The organism is Pseudomonas sp. NPDC089918 (assembly GCF_050280605.1).
In the GTDB taxonomy this organism is placed as follows: Bacteria; Pseudomonadota; Gammaproteobacteria; order Pseudomonadales; family Pseudomonadaceae; genus Aquipseudomonas.
Map to the genome: position 1 here is coordinate 31,310 of NZ_JBNNVP010000003.1, position 26,971 is coordinate 58,280.

28 protein-coding genes are annotated in these 26,971 nt (G+C 60.1%); 19 read left to right on the forward strand and 9 right to left on the reverse strand.

The window, feature by feature from the left end:
- Nucleotides 1-137: 137 nt before the first annotated feature.
- From iolE to ACQKPC_RS02960, 15 genes are all read left to right on the forward strand, one after another.
- Nucleotides 138-1,028: a myo-inosose-2 dehydratase gene (iolE, locus tag ACQKPC_RS02890; protein WP_427623046.1), complete on the forward strand. Its 891-nt coding sequence runs from the start codon at nucleotides 138-140 to the stop codon at nucleotides 1,026-1,028.
- Nucleotides 1,028-1,837 (forward strand): 5-deoxy-glucuronate isomerase, encoded by an 810-nt coding sequence (gene iolB, locus ACQKPC_RS02895; protein WP_427623047.1) that lies wholly within the window; start codon nucleotides 1,028-1,030, stop codon nucleotides 1,835-1,837. The genes iolE and iolB overlap by 1 nt, the downstream gene beginning before the upstream one ends.
- 44 nt (nucleotides 1,838-1,881) lie before the next feature.
- Nucleotides 1,882-3,384 (forward strand): CoA-acylating methylmalonate-semialdehyde dehydrogenase, encoded by a 1,503-nt coding sequence (locus ACQKPC_RS02900; RefSeq protein ID WP_427623048.1) that lies wholly within the window; start codon nucleotides 1,882-1,884, stop codon nucleotides 3,382-3,384.
- A gap of 26 nt (nucleotides 3,385-3,410) precedes the next feature.
- Complete coding sequence (locus ACQKPC_RS02905) at nucleotides 3,411-4,232, forward strand: TIM barrel protein (protein ID WP_427623049.1); 822 nt, start codon at nucleotides 3,411-3,413, stop codon at nucleotides 4,230-4,232.
- A 151-nt stretch (nucleotides 4,233-4,383) separates the two neighbouring features.
- A complete protein-coding gene (gene iolD, locus ACQKPC_RS02910; RefSeq protein WP_427623050.1) occupies nucleotides 4,384-6,315 on the forward strand; it encodes a 3D-(3,5/4)-trihydroxycyclohexane-1,2-dione acylhydrolase (decyclizing) in 1,932 nt (643 codons plus the stop codon).
- Nucleotides 6,316-6,346: 31 nt separating this feature from the next.
- Nucleotides 6,347-7,372, forward strand: coding sequence for a Gfo/Idh/MocA family protein (locus ACQKPC_RS02915; RefSeq protein ID WP_427623051.1), 1,026 nt, complete (start codon nucleotides 6,347-6,349; stop codon nucleotides 7,370-7,372).
- A gap of 153 nt (nucleotides 7,373-7,525) precedes the next feature.
- Nucleotides 7,526-8,386: a sugar phosphate isomerase/epimerase family protein gene (locus tag ACQKPC_RS02920; protein ID WP_007939382.1), complete on the forward strand. Its 861-nt coding sequence runs from the start codon at nucleotides 7,526-7,528 to the stop codon at nucleotides 8,384-8,386.
- Between the two features lie 133 nt (nucleotides 8,387-8,519).
- Nucleotides 8,520-9,572: a Gfo/Idh/MocA family protein gene (locus ACQKPC_RS02925; protein WP_427623052.1), complete on the forward strand. Its 1,053-nt coding sequence runs from the start codon at nucleotides 8,520-8,522 to the stop codon at nucleotides 9,570-9,572.
- A 144-nt stretch (nucleotides 9,573-9,716) separates the two neighbouring features.
- Nucleotides 9,717-9,887 carry a hypothetical protein gene (locus ACQKPC_RS02930; protein ID WP_427623053.1) on the forward strand — a complete coding sequence of 57 codons (171 nt, stop codon included), beginning with the start codon at nucleotides 9,717-9,719 and terminating at the stop codon, nucleotides 9,885-9,887.
- Nucleotides 9,888-9,939: 52 nt separating this feature from the next.
- Nucleotides 9,940-10,866 carry a sugar ABC transporter substrate-binding protein gene (locus tag ACQKPC_RS02935; RefSeq protein WP_007907891.1) on the forward strand — a complete coding sequence of 309 codons (927 nt, stop codon included), beginning with the start codon at nucleotides 9,940-9,942 and terminating at the stop codon, nucleotides 10,864-10,866.
- Nucleotides 10,867-10,935: 69 nt separating this feature from the next.
- Nucleotides 10,936-12,501 (forward strand): sugar ABC transporter ATP-binding protein, encoded by a 1,566-nt coding sequence (locus ACQKPC_RS02940; RefSeq protein WP_427623054.1) that lies wholly within the window; start codon nucleotides 10,936-10,938, stop codon nucleotides 12,499-12,501.
- A gap of 179 nt (nucleotides 12,502-12,680) precedes the next feature.
- The gene (locus ACQKPC_RS02945; protein WP_007907889.1) at nucleotides 12,681-13,703 is read left to right on the forward strand and encodes an ABC transporter permease; all 1,023 of its coding nucleotides are present in this window, start codon (nucleotides 12,681-12,683) and stop codon (nucleotides 13,701-13,703) included.
- A 327-nt stretch (nucleotides 13,704-14,030) separates the two neighbouring features.
- Nucleotides 14,031-14,435: a TraR/DksA family transcriptional regulator gene (locus ACQKPC_RS02950; protein WP_007907888.1), complete on the forward strand. Its 405-nt coding sequence runs from the start codon at nucleotides 14,031-14,033 to the stop codon at nucleotides 14,433-14,435.
- A gap of 630 nt (nucleotides 14,436-15,065) precedes the next feature.
- Nucleotides 15,066-16,289: a methyl-accepting chemotaxis protein gene (locus tag ACQKPC_RS02955; RefSeq protein WP_427623211.1), complete on the forward strand. Its 1,224-nt coding sequence runs from the start codon at nucleotides 15,066-15,068 to the stop codon at nucleotides 16,287-16,289.
- 122 nt (nucleotides 16,290-16,411) lie between these two features.
- Entirely contained in the window at nucleotides 16,412-16,615 is a 204-nt protein-coding gene (locus ACQKPC_RS02960) for a hypothetical protein (protein ID WP_008067703.1), read from the forward strand.
- A 7-nt stretch (nucleotides 16,616-16,622) separates the two neighbouring features.
- Here ACQKPC_RS02960 and ACQKPC_RS02965 read toward each other — a convergent pair whose 3' ends face one another.
- From ACQKPC_RS02965 to ACQKPC_RS02975, 3 genes are all read right to left on the reverse strand, one after another.
- Nucleotides 16,623-16,862, reverse strand: coding sequence for a DUF2789 domain-containing protein (locus ACQKPC_RS02965; RefSeq protein WP_063343278.1), 240 nt, complete (start codon nucleotides 16,860-16,862; stop codon nucleotides 16,623-16,625).
- A 139-nt stretch (nucleotides 16,863-17,001) separates the two neighbouring features.
- Entirely contained in the window at nucleotides 17,002-17,232 is a 231-nt protein-coding gene (locus ACQKPC_RS02970) for a hypothetical protein (protein WP_008067701.1), read from the reverse strand.
- A 157-nt stretch (nucleotides 17,233-17,389) separates the two neighbouring features.
- Entirely contained in the window at nucleotides 17,390-17,638 is a 249-nt protein-coding gene (locus ACQKPC_RS02975; protein ID WP_123494172.1) for a hypothetical protein, read from the reverse strand.
- A gap of 410 nt (nucleotides 17,639-18,048) precedes the next feature.
- Here ACQKPC_RS02975 and ACQKPC_RS02980 point away from each other — a divergent pair, with 410 nt between their 5' ends.
- From ACQKPC_RS02980 to ACQKPC_RS02995, 4 genes are all read left to right on the forward strand, one after another.
- The gene (locus ACQKPC_RS02980; RefSeq protein ID WP_008067697.1) at nucleotides 18,049-18,519 is read left to right on the forward strand and encodes a hypothetical protein; all 471 of its coding nucleotides are present in this window, start codon (nucleotides 18,049-18,051) and stop codon (nucleotides 18,517-18,519) included.
- Nucleotides 18,519-18,722: a hypothetical protein gene (locus ACQKPC_RS02985; RefSeq protein ID WP_008012114.1), complete on the forward strand. Its 204-nt coding sequence runs from the start codon at nucleotides 18,519-18,521 to the stop codon at nucleotides 18,720-18,722. Before ACQKPC_RS02980 ends, ACQKPC_RS02985 begins: the two co-directional genes overlap by 1 nt.
- A 119-nt stretch (nucleotides 18,723-18,841) precedes the next feature.
- Nucleotides 18,842-19,858 (forward strand): ABC transporter substrate-binding protein, encoded by a 1,017-nt coding sequence (locus ACQKPC_RS02990; RefSeq protein WP_123494174.1) that lies wholly within the window; start codon nucleotides 18,842-18,844, stop codon nucleotides 19,856-19,858.
- A 228-nt stretch (nucleotides 19,859-20,086) separates the two neighbouring features.
- Nucleotides 20,087-20,524: a DUF3995 domain-containing protein gene (locus tag ACQKPC_RS02995; RefSeq protein ID WP_427623212.1), complete on the forward strand. Its 438-nt coding sequence runs from the start codon at nucleotides 20,087-20,089 to the stop codon at nucleotides 20,522-20,524.
- A gap of 149 nt (nucleotides 20,525-20,673) precedes the next feature.
- Here the strand turns inward: ACQKPC_RS02995 and ACQKPC_RS03000 are convergent, their stop codons facing one another.
- Genes ACQKPC_RS03000 through ACQKPC_RS03025 form a run of 6 tightly spaced genes read right to left on the reverse strand, consistent with a single transcriptional unit; the run spans nucleotide 20,674 to nucleotide 26,749 of the window.
- Nucleotides 20,674-21,036, reverse strand: coding sequence for a Na+/H+ antiporter subunit G (locus ACQKPC_RS03000; RefSeq protein WP_123360814.1), 363 nt, complete (start codon nucleotides 21,034-21,036; stop codon nucleotides 20,674-20,676).
- Complete coding sequence (locus ACQKPC_RS03005; protein WP_123494180.1) at nucleotides 21,033-21,311, reverse strand: K+/H+ antiporter subunit F; 279 nt, start codon at nucleotides 21,309-21,311, stop codon at nucleotides 21,033-21,035. The genes ACQKPC_RS03000 and ACQKPC_RS03005 overlap by 4 nt, the downstream gene beginning before the upstream one ends.
- Entirely contained in the window at nucleotides 21,308-21,796 is a 489-nt protein-coding gene (locus tag ACQKPC_RS03010) for a Na+/H+ antiporter subunit E (protein WP_123722258.1), read from the reverse strand. The genes ACQKPC_RS03005 and ACQKPC_RS03010 overlap by 4 nt, the downstream gene beginning before the upstream one ends.
- On the reverse strand, nucleotides 21,793-23,478 hold the full coding sequence (locus ACQKPC_RS03015) for a monovalent cation/H+ antiporter subunit D (protein WP_427623055.1): 1,686 nt from the start codon (nucleotides 23,476-23,478) through the stop codon (nucleotides 21,793-21,795). The genes ACQKPC_RS03010 and ACQKPC_RS03015 overlap by 4 nt, the downstream gene beginning before the upstream one ends.
- Nucleotides 23,475-23,819, reverse strand: coding sequence for a Na+/H+ antiporter subunit C (locus ACQKPC_RS03020; RefSeq protein ID WP_008029186.1), 345 nt, complete (start codon nucleotides 23,817-23,819; stop codon nucleotides 23,475-23,477). Before ACQKPC_RS03020 ends, ACQKPC_RS03015 begins: the two co-directional genes overlap by 4 nt.
- Nucleotides 23,819-26,749, reverse strand: coding sequence for a monovalent cation/H+ antiporter subunit A (locus tag ACQKPC_RS03025; RefSeq protein ID WP_427623056.1), 2,931 nt, complete (start codon nucleotides 26,747-26,749; stop codon nucleotides 23,819-23,821). The genes ACQKPC_RS03020 and ACQKPC_RS03025 overlap by 1 nt, the downstream gene beginning before the upstream one ends.
- Nucleotides 26,750-26,971 lie beyond the last annotated feature (222 nt).

Below are 26,971 nucleotides of genomic sequence, written 5' to 3' on the forward strand. Positions count from 1 at the left end.
TCCCAAATCAACCAGCCCGGTCCATCAGGTAAACCGCATTCACAGGTTTGCGACTGCTTCGCAGCCGAGCGGGAGCAAGCTCCCTCGCCACATGTGATCGGTTGAACATTTTAGTAAAAACAATAAAAGGTGCAGCCATGCCCGCTATCCGAATTGGCATCAACCCGATCTCCTGGAGCAACGACGACTTGCCATCCCTGGGTGGTGAGACGCCGTTGAGCACCGCCCTCAGCGAAGGCAAGGACATCGGCTACGAAGGCTTCGAACTCAACGGTAAATTCCCCAAGGACGCCAAAGGCGTCGGCGACGTGCTGCGGCCCTACGATCTGGCGCTGGTGTCCGGCTGGTATTCCAGCCGTCTGGCCCGCCGCTCCGTGGCCGAGGAAATCGACGCCATCGCCAGCCATGTCGAGCTACTGGCGAAGAATGGCGCCAAGGTGCTGGTCTATGGCGAAGTCGCCGACTCCATCCAAGGCCAGCGCATTCCACTGGTCGAGCGCCCGCGTTTTCACACCGAGCAGGCCTGGCAGGAATACGCCGACAAACTCACCGAACTGGCACGCTTCACCCTGTCCCAGGGCGTGCGCCTGGCGTATCACCACCACATGGGCGCCTACGTCGAATCCCCGGCCGACATCGACAAACTAATGGCATTGACCGGCAGCGAAGTCGGCCTGCTGTTCGATTCGGGCCACTGCTACATGGGCGGCGGTGAGCCCTTGCAGGTGCTGCGCAAACACATCGAACGCATCTGCCACGTGCATTTCAAGGACGTGCGCAAACCGGTGGTGCAACTGGCGCGCAACAACCTGTGGAGCTTCCCGGACTGCATCATCAATGGCACGTTCACCGTGCCCGGCGATGGCGATATCGATTTTGGCGCCTTGCTCGACGTCCTGCTGGGCGCCGATTACCACGGCTGGCTGGTGGTCGAGGCCGAGCAGGATCCGGCGGTGGCACCGAGTTACGTCTATGCCAAAAAAGGCTACGACACGCTGCGTGCGCTGCTCGACGAGAGGATTAAGTGATGAGCCTGTTGGTCAAGAGTAATGCACGCGGGCGGACCATGGTCGAGTTGGGGCAGGGTGAACTGGAATACGTCGGCTTCGCCGCGTACCGCCTGAGCCTCGGCGAAACCCTGCCGGTCAGCGCCGGTGACAAGGAACTGTGTCTGGTGCTGCTCAGCGGTCGGGTCAGCATCAAAGGTGAAGCTCCGGGGCAGGGCGCGTTTGACTGGGACAACATCGGCGATCGCCAATCGGTCTTCGAAGACAAATCGCCATTCGCCGCGTACTTGCCACCGGGCAGTCAGGCGCAAGTGGTCGCGCTCAGCGACGTGCAGATCGCCGTCTGCGCCGCGCCCGGTTCGACCGCCGAAAATCACAGCCCACGGCTGATCAAACCCGACAGCATGAAACGCAGCGTGCGCGGCAAGGGCGCCAACACCCGCTACGTCTGCGACGTCCTGCCGGACACCGAACCGGCCCATTCGCTGCTGGTGGTGGAAGTGCGTACGCCGTCCGGGCACTCCTCGAGCTACCCGCCGCACAAGCACGACACCGACGATCTACCGCACCAGAGCTTTCTCGAAGAAACCTATTACCACCAGATCAACCCGCCCCAGGGCTTCGTATTCCAGCGGGTCTACACCGACGATCGCAGCATCGACCAGGCCATGGCCGTGGAAAACAGCGACCTGGTCGTCGTGCCCAAGGGCTATCACCCGGTCAGCGTGCCCTACGGCTACGAGTCGTATTACCTGAACGTGATGGCCGGGCCGAAACGCGTCTGGCAGTTCCATAACGATCCGCAGCACAGTTGGCTGCTTGAGCTCTGAACTAAAAAGCCTGAATTTCAACATTCAAAGGGAGAACAAGAACAATGAGTGACGCCCCGGTAATAGGCCATTACATCGACGGTCAGGTGCAAGACAGCGGCAACGAGCGTTTCAGCAATGTCTTCAACCCGGCCACCGGCGCGGTACAGGCGCGGGTCGGGCTGGCTAGCCAGAAGACCGTGGACGATGCCGTCGCCTCAGCCCTGAAGGCGTTCCCGGCGTGGTCCGAGCAATCGTCCCTGCGCCGTTCGCGGGTGATGTTCAAGTTCAAGGAACTGCTCGACCGCCATCACAATGAACTGGCGCAAATCATCAGCCGCGAACACGGCAAGGTGTTCTCCGACGCCAAGGGCGAAGTGACGCGCGGCATCGAAATCGTCGAGTACGCCTGTGGCGCACCGAACCTGCTGAAAACCGATTTCAGCGACAACATCGGCGGCGGCATCGACAACTGGAACTTGCGCCAGCCGCTGGGCGTGTGTGCCGGCGTTACTCCCTTCAACTTCCCGGTGATGGTGCCGTTGTGGATGATCCCGCTGGCGCTGGTCACCGGTAACTGCTTCATCCTCAAACCCTCCGAGCGCGACCCGTCGGCCAGTTTGCTGATGGCCCGTTTGCTCACCGAAGCCGGGTTGCCGGACGGTGTGTTCAACGTGGTCCAGGGCGACAAGGCCGCGGTCGACGCCTTGCTGCAACACCCGGACATCGAGGCGATTTCCTTTGTCGGTTCGACGCCGATTGCCGAGTACATCCACCAGCAAGCGACCTCGCGGGGCAAACGCGTGCAGGCGCTGGGCGGGGCGAAGAATCATATGATTGTCATGCCCGACGCCGATCTGGACCAAGCGGCAGATGCATTGATCGGCGCCGCTTACGGCTCGGCCGGTGAGCGCTGCATGGCGATTTCGATTGCCGTGGCCGTCGGTGAAGTCGGCGACCAGTTGATTGCCAAACTGCTGCCGCGCATCGATCAACTGAAGGTCGGCAACGGCATGCAGGGCGACAGCGACATGGGGCCGTTGGTGACTGCCGAGCACAAGACCAAGGTCGAGGGCTTTATTGGCGAGGGCGTGGCCCAGGGCGCGCAGCTGATTGTCGACGGGCGCAACTTCAAGGTGCCGGGGGCCGAGAATGGTTTCTTCGTCGGCGCGACGCTGTTCGACAACGTCACGACCGAGATGAGCATCTATCAGCAAGAGATCTTCGGCCCGGTGCTGGGCATCGTGCGCGTACCGGATTTCGCCAGCGCCGTGGCGCTGATCAACGCCCATGAATTCGGCAACGGCGTGTCCTGCTTCACCAGCGATGGCGGCATTGCTCGCTCGTTTGCCCGCAACATCAAGGTCGGCATGGTCGGCATCAACGTGCCGATTCCGGTGCCCATGGCCTGGCATTCGTTTGGCGGCTGGAAGCGCTCGTTGTTCGGTGATCACCACGCTTACGGTGAAGAAGGCATTCGCTTCTACAGCCGTTACAAAAGCGTGATGCAGCGCTGGCCCGACAGTATTGCCAAGGGCCCTGAATTCAGCATGCCGACAGCCAAATAATTCACTTGTGCGGAGAACAACAAAAAATGAGCAAACCCCTGCGTTTCGCCCTGAATCGTATGGTCGCCCCACGTTTGTCCCTGCCCGCGTTCATCGAGTTGGCGGTGACCCTCAAGGCTGACGCCATCGAGATCCGCAACGACCTCAAGGGTGTCGAGATCGAGGACGGCACCGCGCCCGAACACGTGCGTGAGCTGTGCGCGGCCAAAGGCATCACCGTGTTGTCGATCAACGCGCTGTATCCGTTCGATGTCTGGAATGACGAGCGCCGCGCACACGCTCTGAAGCTCGCCGCTTATGCCCGTGATTGTGGCGCGCAGGGTTTGGTGATGTGCCCATTGAACGACCGTGCCGATCCACGAACCGAGGCGCAGCGTGCTTCCGGGCTGCGCACGGCGTTGAGCGAACTGGCGCCGATCCTGCGTGATCACGGCATCCTCGGTTTCATCGAGCCGCTGGGTTTCGAAGAGTGCTCGCTGCGGCGCAAACGCACGGCGGTCGACGCGATCAAGGCCATCGGTGGGCTGGATGTGTTCCGTCTGGTGCATGACACCTTTCACCATCACTTGGCCAGCGAACATGAATTCTTCCCCGAGCTGACCGGGCTGGTGCACATCTCCGGCGTCGAAGATGCCGAGGCGCCACTGGCGACCATCCGCGACGGCCACCGGGTGCTGGTGGGCGAGGGCGACATCCTCGGCAACGCGGCGCAGATCGACACCTTGCTCAGTAGCGGCTACAGCGGCTACCTGTCGTTCGAACCGTTCGCCGACAGCGTCCATGGCCTGGCGGATATCCAGACGGCGATTGGCGCCAGCATGGATCACCTGCAGAAATCCCTGAGCTGACACCGTTATCGAACTGATGGAGACCAACTGTGGGAGCGGGCTTGCTCGCGAAGACGGCGGCACATTCAACATTGAAGTCGCCTGACACACCGCCTTCGCGAGCAAGCCCGCTCCCACATTGATCGGATTTGCATACAGAAAAGGTGCAAGCATGACCACAACAAGACTGACCATGGCCCAGGCCCTGGTGAAATTCCTCGATAACCAGTACATCGAGGTCGATGGGGTTCAGAGCAAATTCGTCGCCGGGATCTTTACCATTTTCGGCCACGGCAATGTGCTGGGTCTGGGGCAAGCCCTGGAACAGGATAGCGGCGACCTGATCGTCCATCAGGGTCGCAACGAGCAAGGCATGGCCCATGCCGCCATCGGTTTTGCCAAGCAACACCTGCGGCGCAAGATCTACGCCTGCTCTTCATCGGTAGGGCCGGGGGCGGCGAACATGCTGACCGCTGCCGCGACGGCCACTGCCAACCGTATTCCCTTGCTGCTGTTGCCCGGCGACGTCTACGCCTGCCGCCAACCGGACCCGGTGTTGCAACAGATCGAGCAGTTCCACGACCTGAGCATCAGCACCAACGATGCGTTCAAGGCCGTGAGCAAATACTGGGACCGGATCAACCGCCCCGAGCAACTGATGACCGCGGCGATCCACGCCATGCGCGTGCTCACCGACCCCGCCGAAACCGGCGCGGTGACCCTGGCCTTGCCGCAAGACGTGCAGGCCGAGGCGTACGACTATCCCGATTACTTCCTGCAAAAACGCGTACACCGCATCGAACGCCGGCCGGCCACCGAAGCGATGCTCGGTGATGCGTTGGCCCTGTTCAAAGGCAAGCGCAAGCCGCTGATCATCTGCGGCGGTGGGGTCAAATATTCCGGCGCCAATGCAGCGTTGCAGGCGTTCGCCGAGCGCTTCGATATTCCCTTCGCCGAAACCCAGGCCGGCAAGAGCGCGGTGGTGTCCAGCCATCTGCTGAACGTTGGCGGGGTTGGCGAAACCGGTTGCCTGGCGGCGAACCTGTTGGCCAAGGATGCTGATTTGATCATCGGTGTCGGCACTCGCTACAGCGATTTCACCACCGCGTCGAAATCCTTGTTCAAGCACCCGGACGTGCAATTTCTCAACCTCAATATCAGCCCCTGCGATGCGCTGAAGCTCGACGGCGTGCAACTGCTGGCAGACGCCAAAACCGGTCTGCAGGCGCTGGCCGAAGCACTGGGCGATTACCACTCGAGCTGGGGCGATCAACCCCGTCAAGTCAAGGCGCAACTGGATGAGGAAGTCGATCGAATTTATCAGGTCGAATACCAGGCCAAAGATTTCGTTCCGGAAATCAACGACCACATGGACCCGGCAGTGCTGCGCGAATTCATCGAGCTGACCGGCTCCTGCCTGACCCAGAGCCGGGTGCTCGGCGTGCTCAATGAAACCCTGGCCGATGACGCCGTGATCGTCGCCGCCGCTGGCAGTTTGCCCGGTGACTTGCAGCGCAGCTGGCGCAGCAAGGGCGTGAACACTTACCACGTCGAGTACGGTTATTCGTGCATGGGTTACGAGGTGAACGCCGCACTGGGCGTGAAGCTCGCCGAGCCTGAGCGCGAGGTCTACGCACTGGTGGGCGACGGCTCCTACATGATGCTGCACTCGGAGCTGGCGACCTCGATCCAGGAGCGGCGCAAGATCAACGTGGTGCTGCTGGACAACATGACCTTCGGCTGCATCAACAACCTGCAAATGGAACACGGCATGGACAGCTTCGGCACCGAGTTCCGGTTCCGTAATCCGGAAACCGGCAAGCTTGATGGCGGTTTCGTGCCGGTGGATTTCGCCATGAGCGCGGCGGCTTACGGCTGCAAGACTTACAAAGTGAACACCGTTGAACAGTTGCACGCTGCGTTGGCGGATGCGCGGTTGCAGACGGTGTCGACGCTGATCGATATCAAGGTTTTGCCCAAGACGATGATCCACAAATACCTGTCGTGGTGGCGGGTCGGCGTGGCGCAAGTCTCCACCAGCGCCCGCACCGATGCGGTGGCCAAGACCCTGAACGAACGACTGGCCAAGGCCCGTCAATACTGATTGCCCTGAACGAACCCACAGGAGTGTTTATATGTCTTTGCTTTCCAATTCGTTGCGGATCGGCGTTATCGGCACCGGGGCCATCGGCCAGGATCACATCCGTCGTTGCAGCCAGACCTTGCTCAACAGCCAGGTGGTGGCGGTCACCGACATCAATTTGCAGCAAGCGGCCAAGGTTGTTTCCGATTTGAAGCTGACGGCCGAGGTCTATCCCGACGGTCATGCGCTGATCAAGGCACCGGAAGTCGAAGCGATCCTCGTGACCTCCTGGGGCCCGAGCCACGAAGAATTTGTACTGGCAGCGATTGCCGCCGGCAAACCGGTGTTCTGCGAGAAACCACTGGCGGTCACTGCCGAAGGCTGCCGCAAGATCGTCGAGGCCGAAGTGGCCCACGGCAAGCGGCTGGTGCAGGTCGGTTTCATGCGCCCGTACGATGAGGGTTATCGGGCGTTGAAAGCAGTGATCGACAGCGGCCAGATCGGCGAGCCGTTGATGCTGCACTGCGCCCACCGCAACCCGACCGTGGGTGAAAACTACAAGACCGACATGGCGATCACCGACACGCTGATCCATGAGCTGGACGTGTTGCGTTGGTTACTCGACGACGATTATGTGTCGGTGCAAGTGGTGTTCCCGCGCAAGACCAGCAAGGCCCACGCCCATTTGAAAGACCCGCAAATCGTGCTGCTGGAAACCGCCAAGGGCACGCGCATTGATGTGGAAGTGTTCGTCAACTGCCAGTACGGCTACGACATCCAGTGCGAAGTGGTGGGGGAGACCGGCATCGCCAAACTGCCGGAGCCGTCGCAGGTTCAATTGCGCAGCGGGGCGAAGCTGTCCAATGCAATTTTGATGGACTGGAAGGACCGGTTCATCGCCGCGTATGACGTCGAATTGCAGGCGTTCATTGATGGCGTGCGGGCCGGGCAGGTCGGCGGGCCGTCGGCATGGGATGGTTTCGCGGCAGCGGTGGCGGCGGATGCCTGCATCGAAGCGCAGAACAGCGGCCAGATCGTCAAAGTCGGCCTGCCAGACCGCCCCCGTTTCTACGGCTAACCACTGATCCTCTGTAACTGATCGTTCCCACGCTCTGCGTGGGAATGCATCCCGTGACGCTCCGCGTCACAAAACGGACGCAGAGCGTCCATGGCGGCGTTCCCACGCAGAGCGTGGGAACGATCAGCTTAAGGTGATGGAGAACAAAAAAAAATGCGCATCGCACTTGATCCCTACATGTACCGCAACCTGTCCCTGGGCAAGATGGTCGACAAGGTTGCCGAGCTCGGTTACGAACACATCGAACTGTCGCCCCGGGAAGATTTCTTGCCGTTCTATAAAGCCCCACGGGTTGATAAGGCGCGGATCAAGGAATTTCGCAAAGCCTTGAGCGACACCGGGGTCAAACTCTCTTCCTTATTACCGATGTACCACTGGGCTGCCGCCGATGAAGGTTTGCGTGTGGCCGCCGTGCGTAACTGGAAGCGCGCGATCCAGATTGCCGTGGAGATGGACTGCGAGCTGGTCAACACCGAGTTCACCGGCCAGTCGGACAACCCGCTGGTGTGCGAAAACCAGTTCATGCGCTCCATGGACGAGCTGATCCCCGAGTTCGAACGCGAAGGCATCAAGCTCGATATCCAGGCCCATCCTTATGACTTCTGCGAGCGCAACAATGAGTCGGTAGACATCATTCGCGGTCTGGACCGTGACTGGATCAACTACCTCTACGCCGCGCCGCACACTTTTTTCTATGACGACGGTGTCGGTGACATCGCCTCGATGCTCAAGTACGCCGGCTCGAAACTGAGCCACTTGATCATCGCCGACACCTACAACCACAAGGCTTCCTCGGGCTTGCGCTACATCGTCAACCCGCCGGGCGTCACCGCCACCGTGCACCAGCATCTGGACATCGGCCAGGGTGAGGTCGACTGGGAAGCGTTCTTCGGCACTTTGCGCGAGATCAAGTTCGATGGCATCGCGACCGTCTCGGTATTCGCCTGGGAAGACCGGCCGGACGAGTCCAACCGCATGATGCTCGAACGCGTGACCCGCGAACTCTGCCAATAACCCCGTAACCGATCGTTCCCACGCTCCGCGTGGGAATGCATCCCGTGACGCTCTGCGTCACAAAGCGGACGCAGAGCGTCCATGGCGGCATTCCCACGCAGAGCGTGGGAACGATCATAAGAGGAGTTGATTCATGCGTATCGGACTTGTCGGTTACGGCCATGGCGGCCGGTTTTTTCATGCTCCGCTGATCAGCAGTTTGCCGGCGGCGACCTTTGTAGGCGTGGTCACCCGTTCTGCCGAGCGCCGACAACTGCTGGCGGCGGAACATCCCGGTGTGCCGGCCTTCGACAGCATCGGTCAACTGGTCGAAGCCGGGGTCGATGTGCTGGTGATCTCCACGCCACTCAAAGGTCGCCCGGCGCTGGTGCTCGACGCCATCGAACACGAAGTGGCGGTGGTCAGCGACAAGCCGTTCGCTGCTGATGCGCAACAAGCGCAAACCCTGATCACCATGGCTGAGCGCCAAGGCGTGCAACTGAGCGTCTACCAGAACCGGCGCTGGGACTCGGACTTTCTCACCGTGCGCAAACTCATCGAGTCCGGTGCGCTGGGTCAGGTCACCCGTTTCGAATCGCGGATCGAGCGCTATTCGCCACAGTCGGTGAACAACGGCAGCGGCGGCGGTTTTTTGCGCGATCTAGGCAGTCATCTGGTGGATCAGGCGCTCTTGTTGTTCGGCCCCGTCACCCGGGTTTACGCCGAACTGGATTACCTCGAAAAAGACCAGACCTTCGACAACGGCTTCTTTATGTCCCTGACCCATGCCAACGGAGTGATCTCGCACCTGGGCGGCAGTTGCCTGCAAAACACCCCCGGCCCGCGTTTTCGCGTGACCGGCACCCAGGGCTGTTACAGCGTCGATGGTCTGGACGGGCAGGAGGCGTCAACCCTCGCCGGGCTCTCGCCGAAATCCGAAGGCGAGCGCTGGGGCGTCGAAGAGCACCGGCGCTGGGGCTGGTTCGAGCAGGGCGAGGTGCGTGAGCGGGTGCCGTCCGAGCGTGGCTGTTGGAATCAGTTCTATTTGCAGCTACAAACCGCGTTACAGAGCGGTGGCCCACTGCCGGTCGAGGCACGTGATGCACTGGCGACCACCCGCGTGCTAGACGCTGCGCGGCTCAGCTTCGAGCGACATCAAGTGGTGGCACTGAGCCCGTTTGAGAGCCATGGAATAAAATCAGAATAAAATTCTAAAATGAGTTGATATAGAAATTATTTTCCAATAAAGTCATTTCCAGGTTGCCGACTATCAACGTCCGATCACGCTCAAGCAGGCCTTGAACGAGTGAAGGACGCACCAAAAACAAGAAACAAAAGCCAGGTACCGTCGATGAAAACCTTCAACCCTGCTTTGCATGCTTTACGTTCCGCGCTGCACCTCTCTCGCGACCTGCCTCGCGTCTCGCTTCATTCCTTCTTTCGCTTGCTTTGCGTCGAACGCAACGGCGCCCTGGTCTGCTGTATTCCGGGTGCACCGATTGTCCGCTTGCCCGCTCACTGAAATCGTCACGCCTTATCCATAAAACCAACAAGAATGTGGAGAAAGACTTTTCATGAAGACCAAGATCCGTTTCGCCTCGCTGGCCTTGTCCCTGATGTTCGCCAGCGGCGCCGCACTCGCCGACATGAAGATCGGCGTCAGCATGTCGCAGTTTGATGACACCTGGCTGACCTACCTGCGCGAATCCATGGACACCAAAGCCAAGTCCTATCCCGATGGCGTCAAGCTGCAGTTCGAAGACGCCCGCAGCGACGTGGTCAGGCAGTTGAGCCAGGTAGAAAGCTTCATCAGTCAGAAGGTCGACGCCATTGTGGTCAACCCGGTGGATACCGCCGCCACCAAAAAAATCACTGAAGCAGCGGTCAAGGCCGGTATTCCGCTGGTGTACGTCAATCGTCGTCCCGATGACCTGAACCTGCCCAAAGGTGTGGTCACTGTCGCCTCCAACGATCTGGAGGCCGGCCAGATGCAGATGCAGTACCTGGCTGAAAAAATGGGTGGCAAGGGCGACATCGTGATTCTGCTCGGTGATTTGGCCAACAACTCCACCACCAACCGCACCAAGGGCGTAAAAGAGGTGCTGACCAAGTACCCGAACATCAAGATCGAGCAAGAGCAGTCCGGCATCTGGTCGCGGGACAAGGGCATGACCCTGGTCAACGACTGGCTGACCCAGGGCCGCAAATTCGACGCGGTGGTCTCCAACAACGACGAGATGGCGATTGGCGCAGCAATGGCCCTGCAACAGGCTGGCGTCGCCAAAGGCAGTGTGCTGATCGCCGGTGTCGACGGTACGCCCGACGGTTTGAACGCGGTGAAGAAGGGCTCTCTGCTGGTCTCGGTGTTCCAGGACGCCAAGGGTCAGGCGGACGGTTCGATCGACACGGCGGTGAAAATGGCCAAAAACGAACCGGTCGAGCCGGCCGTGTGGGTGCCATATCGCCTGATCACGCTGCAAAACGTCGACACCTTCAAATAGTCTGTCCGTTCGATAACAACAATAAGCACGCAAGGTTGCAACGCGACCTTGCTGATGGAGTACCTGATCATGTTCGCTTCAGCGACTGCTTCGAGCACCCCGTTAATGGGTGTCCAGCCAACTGCAACACCTGTCGATGAGCCGTACCTGCTGGAGATCATCAACGTCAGCAAGGGGTTTCCCGGTGTGGTGGCCTTGTCCGACGTACAGCTGCGGGTACGTCCCGGTTCCGTGCTGGCGCTGATGGGCGAGAACGGCGCCGGCAAATCCACCCTGATGAAAATCATTGCCGGCATCTACCAGCCGGACGCCGGCGAGTTGCGCCTGCGGGGCAAGCCGGTGGTCTTTGAAACACCACTGGCTGCGCTCCAGGCCGGGATCGCGATGATCCACCAGGAACTCAACCTGATGCCGCACATGAGCATCGCCGAGAACATCTGGATCGGTCGCGAACAGCTCAACGGTCTGCACATGATCGACCATCGCGAGATGCACCGTTGCACCGCCAAACTGCTGGAACGTCTGCGGATCAACCTCGACCCGCAAGAGCAGGTGGGCAACCTGAGCATCGCCGAACGGCAGATGGTCGAGATCGCCAAGGCTGTGTCCTATGACTCCGACGTCCTGATCATGGACGAGCCGACCTCGGCCATCACCGATAAGGAAGTCGCCCATCTGTTCTCGATCATTGCCGACCTCAAGAGCCAGGGCAAAGGCATCATCTACATCACCCACAAAATGAACGAAGTGTTCAGCATCGCCGATGAAGTGGCGGTGTTCCGTGACGGCGCCTACATCGGCTTGCAGCGGGCCGACAGCATGGACGGCGACAGCCTGATTTCGATGATGGTTGGTCGCGAGCTGAGCCAGTTGTTCCCGGTGCGCGAGAAGCCGATCGGCGATCTGCTGCTGTCGGTACGCGACCTCAAGCTGGACGGCATTTTCAAGGATGTCTCCTTCGACCTGCATGCCGGGGAGATCCTGGGCATCGCCGGGTTGATGGGCTCGGGGCGGACCAACGTCGCCGAAGCGATTTTCGGTATCACCCCAAGCGACGGTGGCGAAATCCGCCTCGACGGTGAGGTGGTGCGCATCAGCGATCCGCACATGGCGATCGAGAAGGGCTTCGCGCTGTTAACCGAAGATCGCAAGCTCAGCGGCCTGTTCCCGTGTCTGTCGGTGCTGGAAAACATGGAAATGGCAGTCTTGCCCCATTACGTCGGCAACGGCTTCATCCAGCAGAAAGCCTTGCGCGCGTTATGTGAAGACATGTGCAAGAAGCTGCGGGTGAAAACCCCGTCCCTGGAGCAATGCATCGACACGCTGTCCGGCGGTAATCAGCAGAAGGCCTTGCTGGCGCGCTGGCTGATGACCAATCCACGCATCCTGATTCTTGACGAGCCGACCCGGGGTATCGATGTCGGTGCCAAGGCCGAGATCTACCGGCTTATCTCCTACCTCGCCAGCGAAGGCATGGCGGTGATCATGATTTCCTCGGAACTGCCGGAAGTGCTGGGCATGAGCGACCGGGTCATGGTCATGCACGAGGGCGACCTGATGGGCACTCTCGACCGCAGCGAAGCGACCCAGGAACGGGTGATGCAACTGGCCTCGGGCATGTCCCAGTGTCATTGAATCAAGGGTGAGCACAGTTCAAGGGTGAAAGGGGATTGTGTGGCGAGGGAGCTTGCTCCCGCTGGGCTGCGAAGCGGCCCTAAAAGAATGGGACTGCTGCGCAGTCCAACGGGAGCAAGCTCCCTCGCCACAAGCAAGCTCCCTCGCCACACGGATTTCATTTTGAAGGGTGAGTGGTTATGAACGCGATACTGGAAAACAAGCCTGCAGCGGTACCGGTCAAGAGTCGCCGACGCTTTCCGACCGAGTTGAGTATCTTCCTGGTGCTGATCGGTATCGGCCTGGTCTTCGAAATGTTCGGCTGGATCGTGCGGGACCAGAGCTTCCTGATGAACTCTCAGCGTCTGGTGCTGATGATCCTGCAAGTGTCGATCATCGGCCTGCTGGCGATCGGGGTGACCCAGGTCATCATCACCACCGGTATCGACCTGTCCTCCGGTTCGGTGCTGGCGCTGTCGGCGATGATTGCCGCCAGCCTGGCCCAGACCTCGGACTTTGCCCGGGCGGTGTTTCCGTCCCTGACTGACTTGCCGGTGTGGATTCCAGTGATCGTCGGGCTCGGGGTGGGATTGCTGGCAGGCGCGATCAACGGCAGCATCATTGCGATCACCGGGATTCCGCCGTTCATTGCCACCCTCGGCATGATGGTCTCGGCCCGGGGCCTGGCGCGCTACTACACCGAAGGTCAGCCGGTGAGCATGCTCTCGGATTCCTACACGGCCATCGGACACGGCGCGATGCCGGTGATCATCTTTCTGGTGGTGGCGGTGATCTTTCACATCGCCCTGCGCTACACCAAGTACGGCAAGTACACCTACGCCATCGGCGGCAACATGCAGGCGGCGCGCACCTCCGGGATCAACGTCAAGCGGCATCTGGTGATCGTCTACAGCATCGCCGGGTTGCTTGCAGGCCTGGCCGGGGTGGTGGCGTCGGCGCGGGCCGCGACCGGGCAGGCCGGGATGGGCATGTCTTATGAACTGGACGCGATTGCCGCGGCGGTCATTGGCGGCACCAGCCTGGCCGGTGGTGTAGGGCGGATCACCGGCACCGTGATTGGCGCGTTGATCCTCGGGGTCATGGCCAGCGGCTTTACCTTTGTCGGGGTTGATGCTTATATTCAAGACATCATCAAGGGGCTGATTATTGTGGTGGCGGTGGTCATCGACCAGTACCGCAACAAGCGCAAACTCAAGCGCTAAGCCGGACTAAACGCGAAAATGCGCCACGCCTGACCCGCGTGGCGCAGCCGTTTGTCTTCTATATACAGCCGCTTGAGTGAATTTCTTGCTATAAACGCACTCCGATTAAGCGCCTCAAAGCCAGCTGTAGCGCACTTTCAGGGCTTTGTCGGACAGATTTGCTGTCTTTTCAGTTGCTGAGGCCTCAAGTCGGCCTTAGACTGCCGCCCCTCGTAAATTGAGTGCCGGGTGGCGCTTGGAATAAACGGCGCCTTTCCAATGAACGCTCCAGGTTCAACGGATCGCTCCCTAATTCGCCTTAATGCACGTTTTTTTATAGAGATATCAATGACAAAGGACAAGTTGCTGGCCATGCCGGCGGATGACTACATGAATGCCGAGCAACATGCTTTTTTCTCTGAGCTGTTGCAGAACATGAAAGTCGAAACCCATGAGCGCATCGAGCAGAATCGCATCGCCATCGAGAGCCTGGACACCCCGGCCGATCCGGCTGACGCGGCTTCCGTCGAAGAAGAGCGCACCTGGCTGGTGAACGCGATCGATCGCGACCAGCGCATGCTGCCTCAGTTGGAACAAGCCCTGGAACGCATCAAGGAAGACAGCTTTGGCTGGTGCGACGACAGCGGCGAGGCCATCGGCCTGAAACGCCTGCTGATCAGCCCGACCACCAAGTACTGCATCGAAGCTCAAGAGCGTCACGAGCAGATCGACAAGCACCAGCGTCAGGCTTGATTCAATGAGGCAACCCATTGAAGGTGGGTTGCCTTGAAAAGATCGCAGCCTTCGGCAGCCCCTACAGGTTTATGCGAACCTCTGTAGGAGCTGCCGAAGGCTGCGATCTTTGCTTTTCGACGTCTGCGAAAAATCTCACTCACTTCTGTTGATCTGCTGCAACCCCCACTACTAACGGACCATAGATAATGGCTTTGTAGTGGCGTTTAATGCGATTACAACAACTAGAAGACGTGTGGGGTGACGAAGATGACGAGGGACGGATCTCTGGTTGGGGCAATGCCTGCACCAGCACTTTTGCCGAAAAACCTTTGGCTGACGCCGACCCTGCAAAGCATCGCCCTGATGCTATTGCTGTGCGGCATGGCATTGGCTGGCTGGTCGCTTTACCTTGGCCTGCCATTGGCCGTGCTGATTATCTGGCTGCCGCGCCTGCGCTCGCGCACTCTCCCTGAGGCGACTGCTGCGGACAGCTCCAGCGCCATCGCCGGGTTGACTCGCGATCTCTCCTACACCACCAGTCATAACGCCTTGTCGGCTGCCGGCGTGGCCTATTCGGTCAAGCAGCTGGCAGACAAGCTGCAATCGCAGCTCAACGCCGCGGCGCAGATTGTCAGCAGCGCTGAAGTGATGATCGCCACCGAGCACGCTACGTCGAAACTCAGTCGGGAAGCCTTGGGCGCGGCCAGCGAAGCTCATCAGAGCAGCGCGGCAGGGCGCACGGAACTGGTCGAGTCCATTGCGCGCATGCATCAACTCAGTGAGCGTGCCAGCAGCAGTCGCGAGCTGATCGAAGCGCTGAGCCTGCGCAGCGACGATATCCAGCGGGTCACGCTGGTGATTCAGTCCATCGCCAGCCAGACCAATTTGTTGGCGCTGAACGCGGCCATCGAAGCGGCGCGGGCCGGCGAGCACGGTCGCGGCTTTGCGGTGGTCGCCGATGAGGTGCGGGGGCTGGCCGCGCGCACGGCGACGGCGACCGGTGAAGTCGGGGAAATGGTCGCCGACATTCAGCAGCGCACCGCGCAAGTGGTGGAACAGATTCGTCAACTGGCGAGCGATCTGAATACCGGTGTTGCGCAAGTCGAGCACACCGGGCAGCACCTGGAAAACATCGCGCGCCTGGCCGCCGGGGTCGAAAGGCAGGTCGGGGAAATCGCTCAGGGCGCAGACACCAACCGCGAACAACTCGACAGTCTGTTCCACGCCATCGAACAGATGCGCAGTGATCTGGCGATCAGCGACCAGCAGACCCAGCGGCTTGCCCTGGCAGCGGTGCAAATGGAAGGGCAGGCCGAAACCATCAGCGAACGCCTGGCCGAAGTCGGGCTGGATGACTATCACCAGCGGATTTACGACCTGGCCCGCGAAGGGGCGAGTCAGATTGCTGCACGCTTTGAAGCGGATATCGATCAGGGCCGGATCAGCCTCGATGACCTGTTTGATCGCAGTTACCAGACGATCCCCAACACCAGCCCGGCCAAATACCAGACCCGTTTCGACCGCTACACCGATCAGGTATTGCCGGCGATTCAGGAACCGTTGCTGCCGCGCCATGAAGGCCTGGTGTTCGCCATCGCCTGCACGCAGCAGGGTTATGTGCCGACCCATAACACCGTGTTCAGCCAGCCGCTGACCGGTGACGTACAGGTCGATACCCTGCACAACCGCACCAAGCGCAAATTCGCCGACCGCACCGGGATCCGCTGTGGCAGCCATCAACAGGCCGTGTTGTTGCAGACTTACACACGCGATACCGGTGAACTGATGCACGACCTGTCGGTGCCGATCATGCTCAAGGGCCGGCATTGGGGTGGTTTGCGCCTGGGTTACAAGCCGCAAAGTCCTCGCTGAGAGTCCCGGCCATTGTTACCGGTTCTGCAACGAAGCTGTGCAGGGCCGTTGCTGTTTCCTCGCGGATGAACTCATTAACATGCCTACATAGTTAGGTCGCTAATGAAATTCGAGAGGGCAGCATGCACAGTAAAGTCGATGTCGCGGTCATGATTGGCAGCGGTGTGCCCGCCAGTTTGCGTGCGATGGGGCAGAGCGTCTGTTGGGTCGTGCTGCTCAACGGTGAGCGCCGGGGGACGGCGTTCTCCAGTCGCAATGAGGCTGAAGAGTGCAGGGCTGCCTGGTTGGCGCAATTGAGTGCCGAAATGCCCGACAGCCTGCATTGAACCCAGGCTAGTGGATCTGGTGCATGCGCAGGTTCAGATCGTCGACCACATGCGCCCAATCGGCGTCTTCACGCAGTTGTTCTTTGAGGAAGCCGGCTTGCTGCGGGGTCCAGAACTCGGCGTCGATGAGTTTCTTGTCATCGGCCAAGGGGGAATGACTGGCAATGAAATCGTCGATGGCCTTTTCGCTGGAGTCCAGACCGAGCTGGTCGAACAGGCCTTTCAAATCATGTGTGGGTGAGTCCATCTTCATCTCCTTGCAGATAATTCGTCGCGTCGAGTGCGAGATCCGAGGTGCGGCTTCATTGCAGCTGAGAGAACCGCGCTTCAGGAGTTCGATAGCGATATTCAAAAGCAGGGATGAGCATAGACTGCAAATCCGGTGATCAGGCTTTCAATGCACCTTCATCGACGGCAAGCTTCAGCGCCTTGGCGGCATCCTGGGCGGCAACGGCCGCGACATCCGCGGTCTTGAACCAGCGATCCTTTTCGACCTGATGAGACGTCACAGTGGTCAACGGCGGTTTGGCGCGCATGATAATGACTGCCTGGAATTCGCCTTCGACCTCTCTGGCTTCGCCCCGGATAAAAAATTCACCGATATCAAATTCCGTCACGTAGCAGTCTTCCCTTGGAAATAGTTGTTGTGTTGAACGCCGTCCGCCCTGGGGGCGGGTTTCATTGGTCGGGCAGTATGGCAGTAGTTGCCTGCCGGCGGCTGAGTTAAGTCACCGGTGTGACGAAACGTCTATAGAAGTGAGCGCTGCAGGTGCCTCAACTGCGTGCCTCGAGTAAACGGGCAAGGGCGCAGGCATCGTTATGATTGCCGCGGAAACCTCTTACACGTCCGGTGGATATTTCCCTGATGTGGAAAAAGGCGTTGCCGGCCAATACCACCTGAAAACGTGGGAGCAGACGCTCTTCAGGCAGGAAATCCTGCTCGTGGAACACCATCGAATGCAGAGATGACGAGCCATTTGTGTGTCGGATGTGAGGCTGGGCAAAGTGAGTCAGTGTGCACATATGAAGTCCTTTTCGTGGTTTTACCGACGTGTGTACGGTGTTATGGGTAGTCTCGGTGAGCATGGCTGCTCTAGAATCGCCATCGATGGTTGGCGATTGATGCCCATCTAAAGCAATTTTTTACTGGCGATATGTCGGAAAAGTGCTTTTTTTAAAGAGAATTTTCCCTAAAGTTGGTAATCCGGTTTTTTCTGGCCGTCAGAAGGACGTTTTCCTTCAACATCTGACGACCGCCAGGCAGGACGACGTGAGGGATGTTCCAGTAATCTTCTCAAACCTCGCGATGAATGGGCCCTCTGCTCATTCCAGGATTCGACCCGGGTCATTTGGCTACACCTCGGCATTGCCGCTTTTTTCTGCTGTGCGCGTTTCCGGCGTATGGCGTCATTTTCAGATGTGGGGATGTTTCCTTGGCAGTAAGTAATCTCGATATGCATGCTTTGTTCGTACTGGGTGATTTGCGCGCAAAGCTGGTTAAACAGTTCCAGTCACGTTTCGTCTACATCACCGAACAGAACGCTGAAGGCATTTACATTGCCGAGCTCGACACCGAAGCAGCGCTGGTGGTGGATGACAAGCCAGGGCTTAAACTCAAGGTCGGCGATCATTTCAGCGCCTCCGTATTGCCCAGTCGCGAAGGCGGCAAGCTGGACATCAAGTTCCGCGAAATCAAACTGACGGTGTACGGGCTGGGGGATTACGCGTTCGTGACCACTGCAGACGGCCACGGCATTGTGTTCAAGGAAGGTCATAGCGTGGTGATGGTGTTTGCGGCCCATCAACAATTGCAGGAAGGCCTGACCAAAACCCTGAAAGCGGTGACCGCCAAGGCCGCCAAGTGGCGCAAGGGCGAACTGGTGACCTTCAAGGCCAGCGAGTAATGACCCTGACCCGCGCCGATTTCCACGAGCAGAACCAGGCCAGTGCCCACGCCGAGGCGCAGCGCCTGTTGGCTCAAAAGGCCGTTCTGCAGGGGGGCTGGCTGAATTGGGTGGCGTCACAGATCTACCTGTTGCGTCCGGCGGCGTACGCCAGCATGGTCAGAAGAGAGCTTGCGCGCTTGCAGGAACCTTGTGAAAAGTAATCCAGTCCCCTCGAAAGCAGGAACCTCTACTACAGTCAATTGACTGAGTATCCAGAGGCTTGCGGTCTTCTTTGTCAGGCCATCCTGCTATTGCTGTGAACAGCGCGAGGTGCAAAAGCATGAGGGGATTTCGACGGTTGCTGGCCGCTACCCTGGCCACGTTCGGTTTATTGGCTTCACCCGTTCCGGTGTTCGCTGCCCAGGCGCCGATTCATTTCGCCGACCTGAACTGGGAAAGCGGCAGCCTGATCACCGATATCCTGCGGATCATCGTCGAGAAGGGCTATGGCTTGCCGACCGACACCTTGCCGGGGACGACCATTACCCTGGAGACCGCGCTGGCCAACAATGACATTCAGGTTATTGGCGAGGAATGGGCCGGTCGCAGTCCGGTCTGGGTCAAGGCTGAGGCCGAGGGCAAAGTCGCGGCCCTGGGCGATACGGTCAAAGGTGCTACCGAGGGCTGGTGGGTGCCGGAGTATGTGATCAAGGGCGACCCGGCCAAGGGCATCAAGCCGATGGCGCCGGATCTGCGCAGTATCAGTGATCTGCCACGCTACAAAGACGTGTTCAAAGACCCGGAAACCCCGGGCAAGGGGCGTTTTCTCAACAGCCCGATCGGCTGGACGTCGGAAGTGGTCAACAAGCAGAAGCTCAAGGCGTATGGGCTGGACGACAGTTACGTGAATTTTCGCAGTGGTTCCGGGGCGGCACTGGATGCAGAGATCAGCTCGTCGATTCGTCGCGGCAAGCCAGTCCTGTTCTATTACTGGTCGCCGACACCGTTGCTCGGTCGCTTCAAGCTGATTCAGTTGCAAGAGCCACCGTTCGACGCCGACGCCTGGAAAACCCTGACCGACGCGGACAACCCCAATCCGAAACCGACGCGCTCGCTGCCCTCCAAGCTGTCCATCGGCGTGTCCACGCCATTTCAAAAACAATACCCGCAGATTACCGAGTTCTTCACCAAGGTCGATTTACCGATCGAAGCGTTGAACAAGGCCCTGGCTGACATGAGCGAAAAACACACCCCGCCACGTCAAGCGGCAGAGGCTTTCATGAAGGCGCACCCGGACGTATGGCAGGCCTGGGTGCCGAAGGATGTGGCGGATAAAGTTTCTGCCGCCCTGAAATAGAGGGGGCAGAGGACTGGATTGATCCCGGTATTCCTGGTCGACGAGAATCCAGTGTGGGAGCGGGCTTGCTCGCGAAAGCGGTTCGTCAGTCACCTCCAGGTTGGATGTGCCGCCGTCTTCGCGAGCAAGTCCGCTCCCACAAGGGGAACTCCGTCAATGACGAATACCCTTACAAAAACGCGTAAGGAAGTTCATCCTGCTGCAACATTTCACACCGGATGCCTGAATATGAGTCTTTTGGTCGCGCAATGGATTGCTGCAATCTTTTTATTGATCAGCCTGGTCCACCTGTATTGGGCGGCGGGTGGCAAGTGGGGCAGCGAGGCGGCGGTGCCGCGCGTGCCCGGGGAGGGCGGTGAGGCATCAAGGCCGGCGTTCAAGCCGTCGGGCTTTGCCACGTTGCTGGTGGCGGTGGGCTTACTGCTGATCGCGATGCTGGTGTGCCTGCGGGTCGGATTGTATCTGCCCACGGTGCATCACTGGTCGCTGCAATGGGTGATCAGCGCGATCGCGATGCTGATGTTCGCCCGGGCGATCGGCGATTCGAATTTGGTGGGGTTCTTCAAGCAGGTCAAGGATTCGAAGTTTGCCCGGCTCGACACATGGGCGTATTCGCCGTTGTGTGTGGTGTTGGGGGCTGGATTGCTGGCAGTGGCCTGGATCTGACTCGGTACAAGCAAGATCAAAAGATCGCAGCCTTCGGCAGCTCCTACATTGGATGTTCAGTGAACACAAATGATGTGCACGACACAGATCCAAATGTGGGAGCGGGCTTGCTCGCGAAGAGGCCCTGCCAATCAACACAAATCCTTGAACTAGCTTCCGGTTTCCGTGCGCCGACTACTCACCTCAGCCGGCACATCATCCCCCGCCATGCGCTTGCGAAACAACGCCGCCCGGGCCAGCAGCAGCGTGGTCACCGGCACGGTGATCGACAGCAGAACCGGAATCAGCCAGGCATGCAGCACCGGCGCCGACTTGAGCGCCGAAAAGTAAATGATCGAAGCCAGCGCCACGCACCATGCGCCTAAAGTCGAGGCCAGCGCCGGTGGGTGCATGCGCTGGAAATAGTCCTTCATCCGCAGCAGCCCGACCGCACCGATCAGCGTAAACAGGCTGCTCAGCACCAGCAGAATCGCCACCGCAATTTCCACCCACAGAGACAATTCGGGCCTCATTCGATCACCTCGCCACGCAGCAGGAATTTGGCCAGGGCGAACGAGCCGACGAAGCCGAACAGGGCGATCAGTAGCGCCGCCTCGAAATAAGTGTCACTGGCATAACGAATACCCAACGCAAGCATCATCAGCATGGCGATGATGTACAGGTAATCCAGGGCCAGAACCCGATCCTGGGCCGACGGGCCCTGGAACAGCCGGATCAGGGTCAGAATCATCGCCATCGAGAAGATGAACAGGCTCAGCAGGATCGCGTTCGACAGCAATGCGCTCATTCGAAGATCTCCATCAAGGGGCGCTCGTAGGTCGTCTTGAAGTGCTGGATGAATTGGTTTTCGTCATCCAGATCGAAGACGTGCAGCAACAGAATGCTGCGATCCAGCGCCAGTTCCGACCAGACCGTGCCGGGCACCACCGTGCAGATCATCGATAGCGCCGCGAGGCCGTTGGCATCGCGCAAATCCAGCGGCACCTTGATGAACCGCGAGCGGGGCGCACGACGGCCCGCGTTGAGCACGCCCCAGGCCACGGCGAGGTTGGACACGATCACGTCGCGCCCGACCAGCAAGAACAAACGCAGGATCACCCCTGGCCGACGAATGCGGATCGGCAGCGGCCGCAGTTTGCGCATCATCAACGGCGCGCAGAACCCCAGCATGGCGCCCAGCAGTAGATTGCCGGGGCTCATCGACAGGTTCAAAACCAGCCACAGCAGCCACAGCGCCAACGACAACCAAGGTGCAGGAAACAGGCGCTTCATGGTTGCACCTCCAGCAGCGCTGTCTTGGCTTGCGGGCTTGGAATTACACGGGTTTCGAGCACCGCCATCACGTATTGCTGAGGGTTGTTCAATGCAACGGCCGCCGCTTGGGTGTAGCGCAGCAGCGGTTCGGCCTTGAACGTCAGCGCAATGCTCAGCCCCAGCAGAACGACGATTGGCACGCATTCCAGGCGCCGCAGCAAGGGCGACGGCCGCTCTTGCGGGGTCCAGAAACGCTGGATGCCCAAACGCGAGAAAGCGATCAGCGAGGCCAGACCGGACAAGATCAACAGGGCGAGCAGCCCCCACGCGCGGTTCGACACCGGTTCGTCGCTGCCATTACCCAGACCCAGCGGATTGAGCAGGGCGCTGAGCAGACTGAGTTTGCCGATAAACCCGGAAAGCGGAGGCATGCCGATGATCAGCAGGGCGCAGGCGATGAAGCTCAAACCGAGGAAAGCCATGGTCCAGGGAATCACTTGTCCGACCACTGCTTTCTGTTCGTCATCAAGGTTGAAGCCTTTGGGCGGCTGCAAGGATTCGAGGGGCCGTGGCAGCAGCTCGCCATCATCGAACAGTGGCATTTCATTGGCCGAACGCGAGCGCTCGATCAATTCGGCCAGCAGGAACAGCGCGCTCAAGGCCAGGGTCGAGCTGACCAGATAGAACAGCGCCGCGCCGATCAGGTTCGGCTGGGCGAAACCGATGGCCGACAACAGAATGCCTGCTGACACCAGAATGCTCAGGCTGGCCATGCGCTCCAGGCGTTGCGCGGCGAGGATCGCCACGGCGGCGCAAACGATGGTCGCCATGCCGCCGTAGATCAGCCAGTCGCCACCGAAGTAAGCGGATGCACCGGCCTGCCCGGAGAACAGCAGCGTCCACAGGCGCAGCAAAGTGTAGACGCCGACCTTGGTCATGATCGCGAACATCGCCGCCACGGGTGCGCTGGCCGCGGAGTAGGCCGGCACCAGCCAGAAGTTCAGCGGCCACATCCCGGCCTTGGCCAGGAACGCCACCGCCAGAATCGCCGCGCCGGCGTGCAGCAAGCCGCGATCGGCTTCCGGCACCAGCGGGATTTTCAGCGCGAGGTCGGCCATGTTCAGCGTGCCAGTAACGCCGTAGATCAGCGCCGCGCCAATCAGGAACAGTGACGAGGCCAGCAGGTTGATAGAAATGTAATGCAGCCCCGACGACACCCGCGCCCGGCCCGAACCGTGCAGCATCAGCCCGTAAGAGGCGGCCAGCAGCACTTCGAAAAACACGAACAGGTTGAACAGGTCTGCCGTCAGGAAGGCGCCATACAGGCCCATCAACTGAATCTGGAACAGCGCGTGGAAACTCGAGCCGGCGCCGTCCCAGCGGGCCATGGCGAACAGCAGGGCACTGACGCCGATGATCCCGGTCAGCACCAGCATCAGCGCCGACAGACGATCGACCACCAGCACAATACCGAACGGCACCTGCCAGTTGCCCGGCAGGTACACACCGATGGAGCCCGGCACGCCGGTGGTTTGCGTCCATTGCAGCAGCATCACGGCAATGCCCAGCCCCAGCAGGCTGGAGAACAGATTGATTTTGGCCTTTAACGGGCGGTGTTTCTCGCCCAGCATCAGCATCACCGCGGCGGTCAGCAGCGGTAGCAGAATGGGGGCTGCGATCAGGTGCGCCATTGGATTCATTCTTTAGGCTCCCGGCCATCCACATGGTCGGTGCCGGTCAGGCCCCGGGAGGCGAGCAGCACCACCAGGAACAGCGCGGTCATGGCGAAGCTGATGACGATCGCGGTCAGCACCAACGCTTGCGGCAGCGGATCGGTGTAGTGCAGCAAATCCTGAGGCACGCCATCCTTGATGTTCGGCTCCTTGCCGATGAACAGGCTGCCCATGCTGAAGATGAACAGGTTGACGCCGTAGGACAGCAGGCACAGGCCCATGACCACCTGGAACGTCCGTGGTCGCAGCACCAGCCACACGCCGGACGCGGCCAGCACACCGATGGCGATTGCGATGACTTCTTCCATCAGATGGCTCCTTGCGTGGCAGCCGCTTTGGCCATGGGCTTGGGTTGCGCGCTGGTTTTATGACCGCGTACCGATTGGTGGGCGAGGGCGGTCAGGATCAACAGGGTCGAACCGACCACCACGGCGTACACACCGATGTCGAAGAACAGTGCGCTGGCGATGTGAATCTCGCCGAGCAGCGGCAATGCGAAATGCCAGGTGTGAGTGGTAAGGAATGGATACCCGGCCACCATCGCCCCGAGGCCGGTGACCGTGGCGAACAGCAGCCCGGTGCCCATCCAGCGCAGCGGCCGCAGGCTCATTTGCGCCTCGACCCACTGGGTGCCGGCGACCATGTATTGCAGGATGAACGCCACCGACATCACCAGCCCGGCGACGAAACCGCCACCCGGTTGATTGTGCCCGCGCATGAACAGGTAGACCGACACCACAAACGCAATCGGCAGCAGCAGACGCACCAGCACCGCTGGCACCATCATGAAACCGAGCGCGGTGTCGCTGGCGTGACGCGGGTTGACCAGGTCGGTGACCACGTCGGGCGCCAGCAAGCGCTGTTGGGCCGGCAGCTGCAGGCTTTCTTTCGGCGGGCGGAAGCGTCGCAGCAGGGCGAACACGGCCAGGGCAACGGCCACCAGCACGGTGATTTCGCCGAGGGTGTCGAAGCCACGGAAGTCCACCAGCATCACGTTGACCACGTTGCTGCCGCCGCCTTCAGGCAGGGCGCGACTGAGGTAGAACGAGGAAATGTCGTTGGGCGTCTGGCGGGTCAGCATCGCGTAGGACAGCAACGCCATGCCGCCACCGACCGCGATCGACAGCAGCAAGTCGCGGATACGGCGGATGCGTGCCTTGCGCAGGCTGCTCGGCAACGGCGACACCTCTTCGATCCGTCGCGGCAACCAGCGCAGGCCCAGCAGGATCAGCACTGTGGTCACCACTTCGACCACCAGTTGCGTCAGCGCCAGGTCCGGCGCCGAGAACCAGACGAAGGTCACGCAGGTCATCAGGCCGCAGACGCTGACCATGGTCAGGGCCGCGAGCCGGTGATACTTGGCTTGCCACGCTGCGCCAAGGGCACAGGCAATCGCCAGCAGCCAGAGGATCACGAACACGATCGAGCCCGGAATCTTCGGACGGTCGCCCCAGCTCAGGCTGCTGTGCAGCATCGGGATCAACCCGGCCAGCACCGCGGCGAGCACCACCAGAAACAGTTGGGTCTGCAGGCGCCGGGTGCTGACCCGCCGCTCCAGGCGACGGGCCAGGCGCATCATGATCACCAGGCTGCGCTCGAACAGGCGCTTGCCATTGAAGTGGCTGATCACCGGCGGGTGCGAGAAACGCCCGCGCTTGAGCTGATTGCGCAACAGCAGATAGAGGATGATGCCGCAGGACATGGCGATCAGGCTCATGATCATCGGCGCGTTCCAGCCGTGCCAGATCGCCAGGCTGTACTCAGGCAGCGTACCGCCCACCACCGGCAATGCCGCCGCCGCGAGCAACGGGCCGATCACTTGAGCGGGGAAGATCCCCACCACCAGACAGGTAAACACCAGCAATTCCACCGGCGCGCGCATCCAGCGTGGCGGCTCGTGCGGGGTGTGCGGCAGGTCGGTGGCGGTCGGGCCGAAAAACACATCAACGGTGAAGCGCAGGGAGTAAGCCACGCTGAACGTCCCGGCGATGGTCGCGACGATCGGCAGGGTCATCTCGATCCAGGCCGTCGCGTTGATGAACACGGTTTCGGCGAAGAACATCTCTTTGGACAGGAAACCGTTGAGCAGCGGCACGCCGGCCATGGAGGCACTGGCGACCATGGCCAGGGTGGCGGTGAACGGGATCAGTTTGATCAGGCCGCTGAGTTTGCGAATATCCCGGGTGCCGCTTTCGTGGTCGATGATCCCGGCGGCCATGAACAGCGAGGCCTTGAACGTGGCGTGGTTGAGAATGTGGAACACCGCGGCGACGGCGGCCAGCGGACTGTTCAGCCCCAGCAGCAAAGTGATCAGGCCCAGGTGACTGATGGTCGAGTAGGCCAGCAGGCCCTTGAGGTCGTTCTGGAACATCGCGCAGTAAGCACCGAGCAACAACGTACAAGCGCCAGCCCCGCCGACAATGTAGAACCATTCTTCACTGCCGGACAGCGACGGCCACAGGCGTGCGAGCAGGAAGACCCCGGCCTTGACCATGGTCGCCGAGTGCAGATACGCGGAGACCGGTGTCGGCGCCGCCATGGCGTGGGGCAGCCAGAAGTGGAAGGGGAATTGCGCACTTTTGCTCAAGGCGCCGATCAGGATCAGGGGAAGCAGAATAGGGTAGAGGGCATGTGCGCGAATCAGATCGCCGGCGGCCAGGACCTTGTCCAGGTCATAGCTGCCCACCACATGGCCAAGCAGCATGACCCCCGCCAGCAAACACAAACCACCGGCACCGGTGACCATCAACGCCATATAGGCGCCACGTCGCGCATCGGCGCGATGGTGCCAGTAGCCGATCAACAGGAATGAAAAGAGGCTGGTCAGCTCCCAGAAAAATACGATCTGGATCAGGTTGCCGGAGATCACCAACCCCAGCATGGCGCCCATGAACGCCAGGAAAAACGCGAAGAAACGCGGCACCGGATCGTCCGGCGACATGTAGTAGCGGGCGTATAGCGAAACCAGCGTGCCGATGCCCAGCACCAGCATCGAGAACAGCCAGGCGAAACCATCCATGCGCAGAACGAAGTTCAGGCCCAGGCTGGGCAGCCAGAAGAACTCTTCGCGGATCACGCCGCCATCGGCGATTTGCGGGTACAAGAGCGCGACCTGGACGGTGCCGATCAGGGCAACCAGGCCAGCCAACAGCGATTCGGTATTACGCGCGTTGTGCGGCAGCAAGGCTGCCAGACAACTGCCGATAAAAGGCAGAAGCAGTAGAACTATCAGAGACATAGGCTTCTAATCTGCGGAAGTTTGGGAAGCATCATACGTGCCAGCTCCCCGATCACCAAACGCCAAGCTGTCGCAGAATCCTACAAAGTAAACGGCAAATTCGTGTTTATCATTGTTTCAGATCGCTATCGATCGTTCCCACGCTCCCGCGTGGGAATGCTTCAATGGACGCTCTGCGTCCGCTCTTGGGACGCGGAGCGTCCCGGGCTGCATTCCCACGCA

Excerpts from the sequence above, each read along its gene's own strand:
- iolE (WP_427623046.1), top strand. The coding sequence starts at position 138 with ATGCCCGCTATCCGAATTGGCATCAACCCGATCTCCTGGAGCAACGAC.
- iolB (WP_427623047.1), top strand. The coding sequence starts at position 1,028 with ATGAGCCTGTTGGTCAAGAGTAATGCACGCGGGCGGACCATGGTCGAG.
- ACQKPC_RS02900 (WP_427623048.1), top strand. The coding sequence starts at position 1,882 with ATGAGTGACGCCCCGGTAATAGGCCATTACATCGACGGTCAGGTGCAA.
- ACQKPC_RS02905 (WP_427623049.1), top strand. The coding sequence starts at position 3,411 with ATGAGCAAACCCCTGCGTTTCGCCCTGAATCGTATGGTCGCCCCACGT.
- iolD (WP_427623050.1), top strand. The coding sequence starts at position 4,384 with ATGACCACAACAAGACTGACCATGGCCCAGGCCCTGGTGAAATTCCTC.
- ACQKPC_RS02915 (WP_427623051.1), top strand. The coding sequence starts at position 6,347 with ATGTCTTTGCTTTCCAATTCGTTGCGGATCGGCGTTATCGGCACCGGG.
- ACQKPC_RS02920 (WP_007939382.1), top strand. The coding sequence starts at position 7,526 with ATGCGCATCGCACTTGATCCCTACATGTACCGCAACCTGTCCCTGGGC.
- ACQKPC_RS02925 (WP_427623052.1), top strand. The coding sequence starts at position 8,520 with ATGCGTATCGGACTTGTCGGTTACGGCCATGGCGGCCGGTTTTTTCAT.
- ACQKPC_RS02930 (WP_427623053.1), top strand. The coding sequence starts at position 9,717 with ATGAAAACCTTCAACCCTGCTTTGCATGCTTTACGTTCCGCGCTGCAC.
- ACQKPC_RS02935 (WP_007907891.1), top strand. The coding sequence starts at position 9,940 with ATGAAGACCAAGATCCGTTTCGCCTCGCTGGCCTTGTCCCTGATGTTC.
- ACQKPC_RS02940 (WP_427623054.1), top strand. The coding sequence starts at position 10,936 with ATGTTCGCTTCAGCGACTGCTTCGAGCACCCCGTTAATGGGTGTCCAG.
- ACQKPC_RS02945 (WP_007907889.1), top strand. The coding sequence starts at position 12,681 with ATGAACGCGATACTGGAAAACAAGCCTGCAGCGGTACCGGTCAAGAGT.
- ACQKPC_RS02950 (WP_007907888.1), top strand. The coding sequence starts at position 14,031 with ATGACAAAGGACAAGTTGCTGGCCATGCCGGCGGATGACTACATGAAT.
- ACQKPC_RS02955 (WP_427623211.1), top strand. The coding sequence starts at position 15,066 with ATGATCGCCACCGAGCACGCTACGTCGAAACTCAGTCGGGAAGCCTTG.
- ACQKPC_RS02960 (WP_008067703.1), top strand. The coding sequence starts at position 16,412 with ATGCACAGTAAAGTCGATGTCGCGGTCATGATTGGCAGCGGTGTGCCC.
- ACQKPC_RS02965 (WP_063343278.1), bottom strand. The coding sequence starts at position 16,862 with ATGGACTCACCCACACATGATTTGAAAGGCCTGTTCGACCAGCTCGGT.
- ACQKPC_RS02975 (WP_123494172.1), bottom strand. The coding sequence starts at position 17,638 with ATGTGCACACTGACTCACTTTGCCCAGCCTCACATCCGACACACAAAT.
- ACQKPC_RS02985 (WP_008012114.1), top strand. The coding sequence starts at position 18,519 with ATGACCCTGACCCGCGCCGATTTCCACGAGCAGAACCAGGCCAGTGCC.
- ACQKPC_RS02990 (WP_123494174.1), top strand. The coding sequence starts at position 18,842 with ATGAGGGGATTTCGACGGTTGCTGGCCGCTACCCTGGCCACGTTCGGT.
- ACQKPC_RS02995 (WP_427623212.1), top strand. The coding sequence starts at position 20,087 with ATGAGTCTTTTGGTCGCGCAATGGATTGCTGCAATCTTTTTATTGATC.
- ACQKPC_RS03000 (WP_123360814.1), bottom strand. The coding sequence starts at position 21,036 with ATGAGGCCCGAATTGTCTCTGTGGGTGGAAATTGCGGTGGCGATTCTG.
- ACQKPC_RS03005 (WP_123494180.1), bottom strand. The coding sequence starts at position 21,311 with ATGAGCGCATTGCTGTCGAACGCGATCCTGCTGAGCCTGTTCATCTTC.
- ACQKPC_RS03010 (WP_123722258.1), bottom strand. The coding sequence starts at position 21,796 with ATGAAGCGCCTGTTTCCTGCACCTTGGTTGTCGTTGGCGCTGTGGCTG.
- ACQKPC_RS03015 (WP_427623055.1), bottom strand. The coding sequence starts at position 23,478 with ATGAATCCAATGGCGCACCTGATCGCAGCCCCCATTCTGCTACCGCTG.
- ACQKPC_RS03020 (WP_008029186.1), bottom strand. The coding sequence starts at position 23,819 with ATGGAAGAAGTCATCGCAATCGCCATCGGTGTGCTGGCCGCGTCCGGC.
- ACQKPC_RS03025 (WP_427623056.1), bottom strand. The coding sequence starts at position 26,749 with ATGTCTCTGATAGTTCTACTGCTTCTGCCTTTTATCGGCAGTTGTCTG.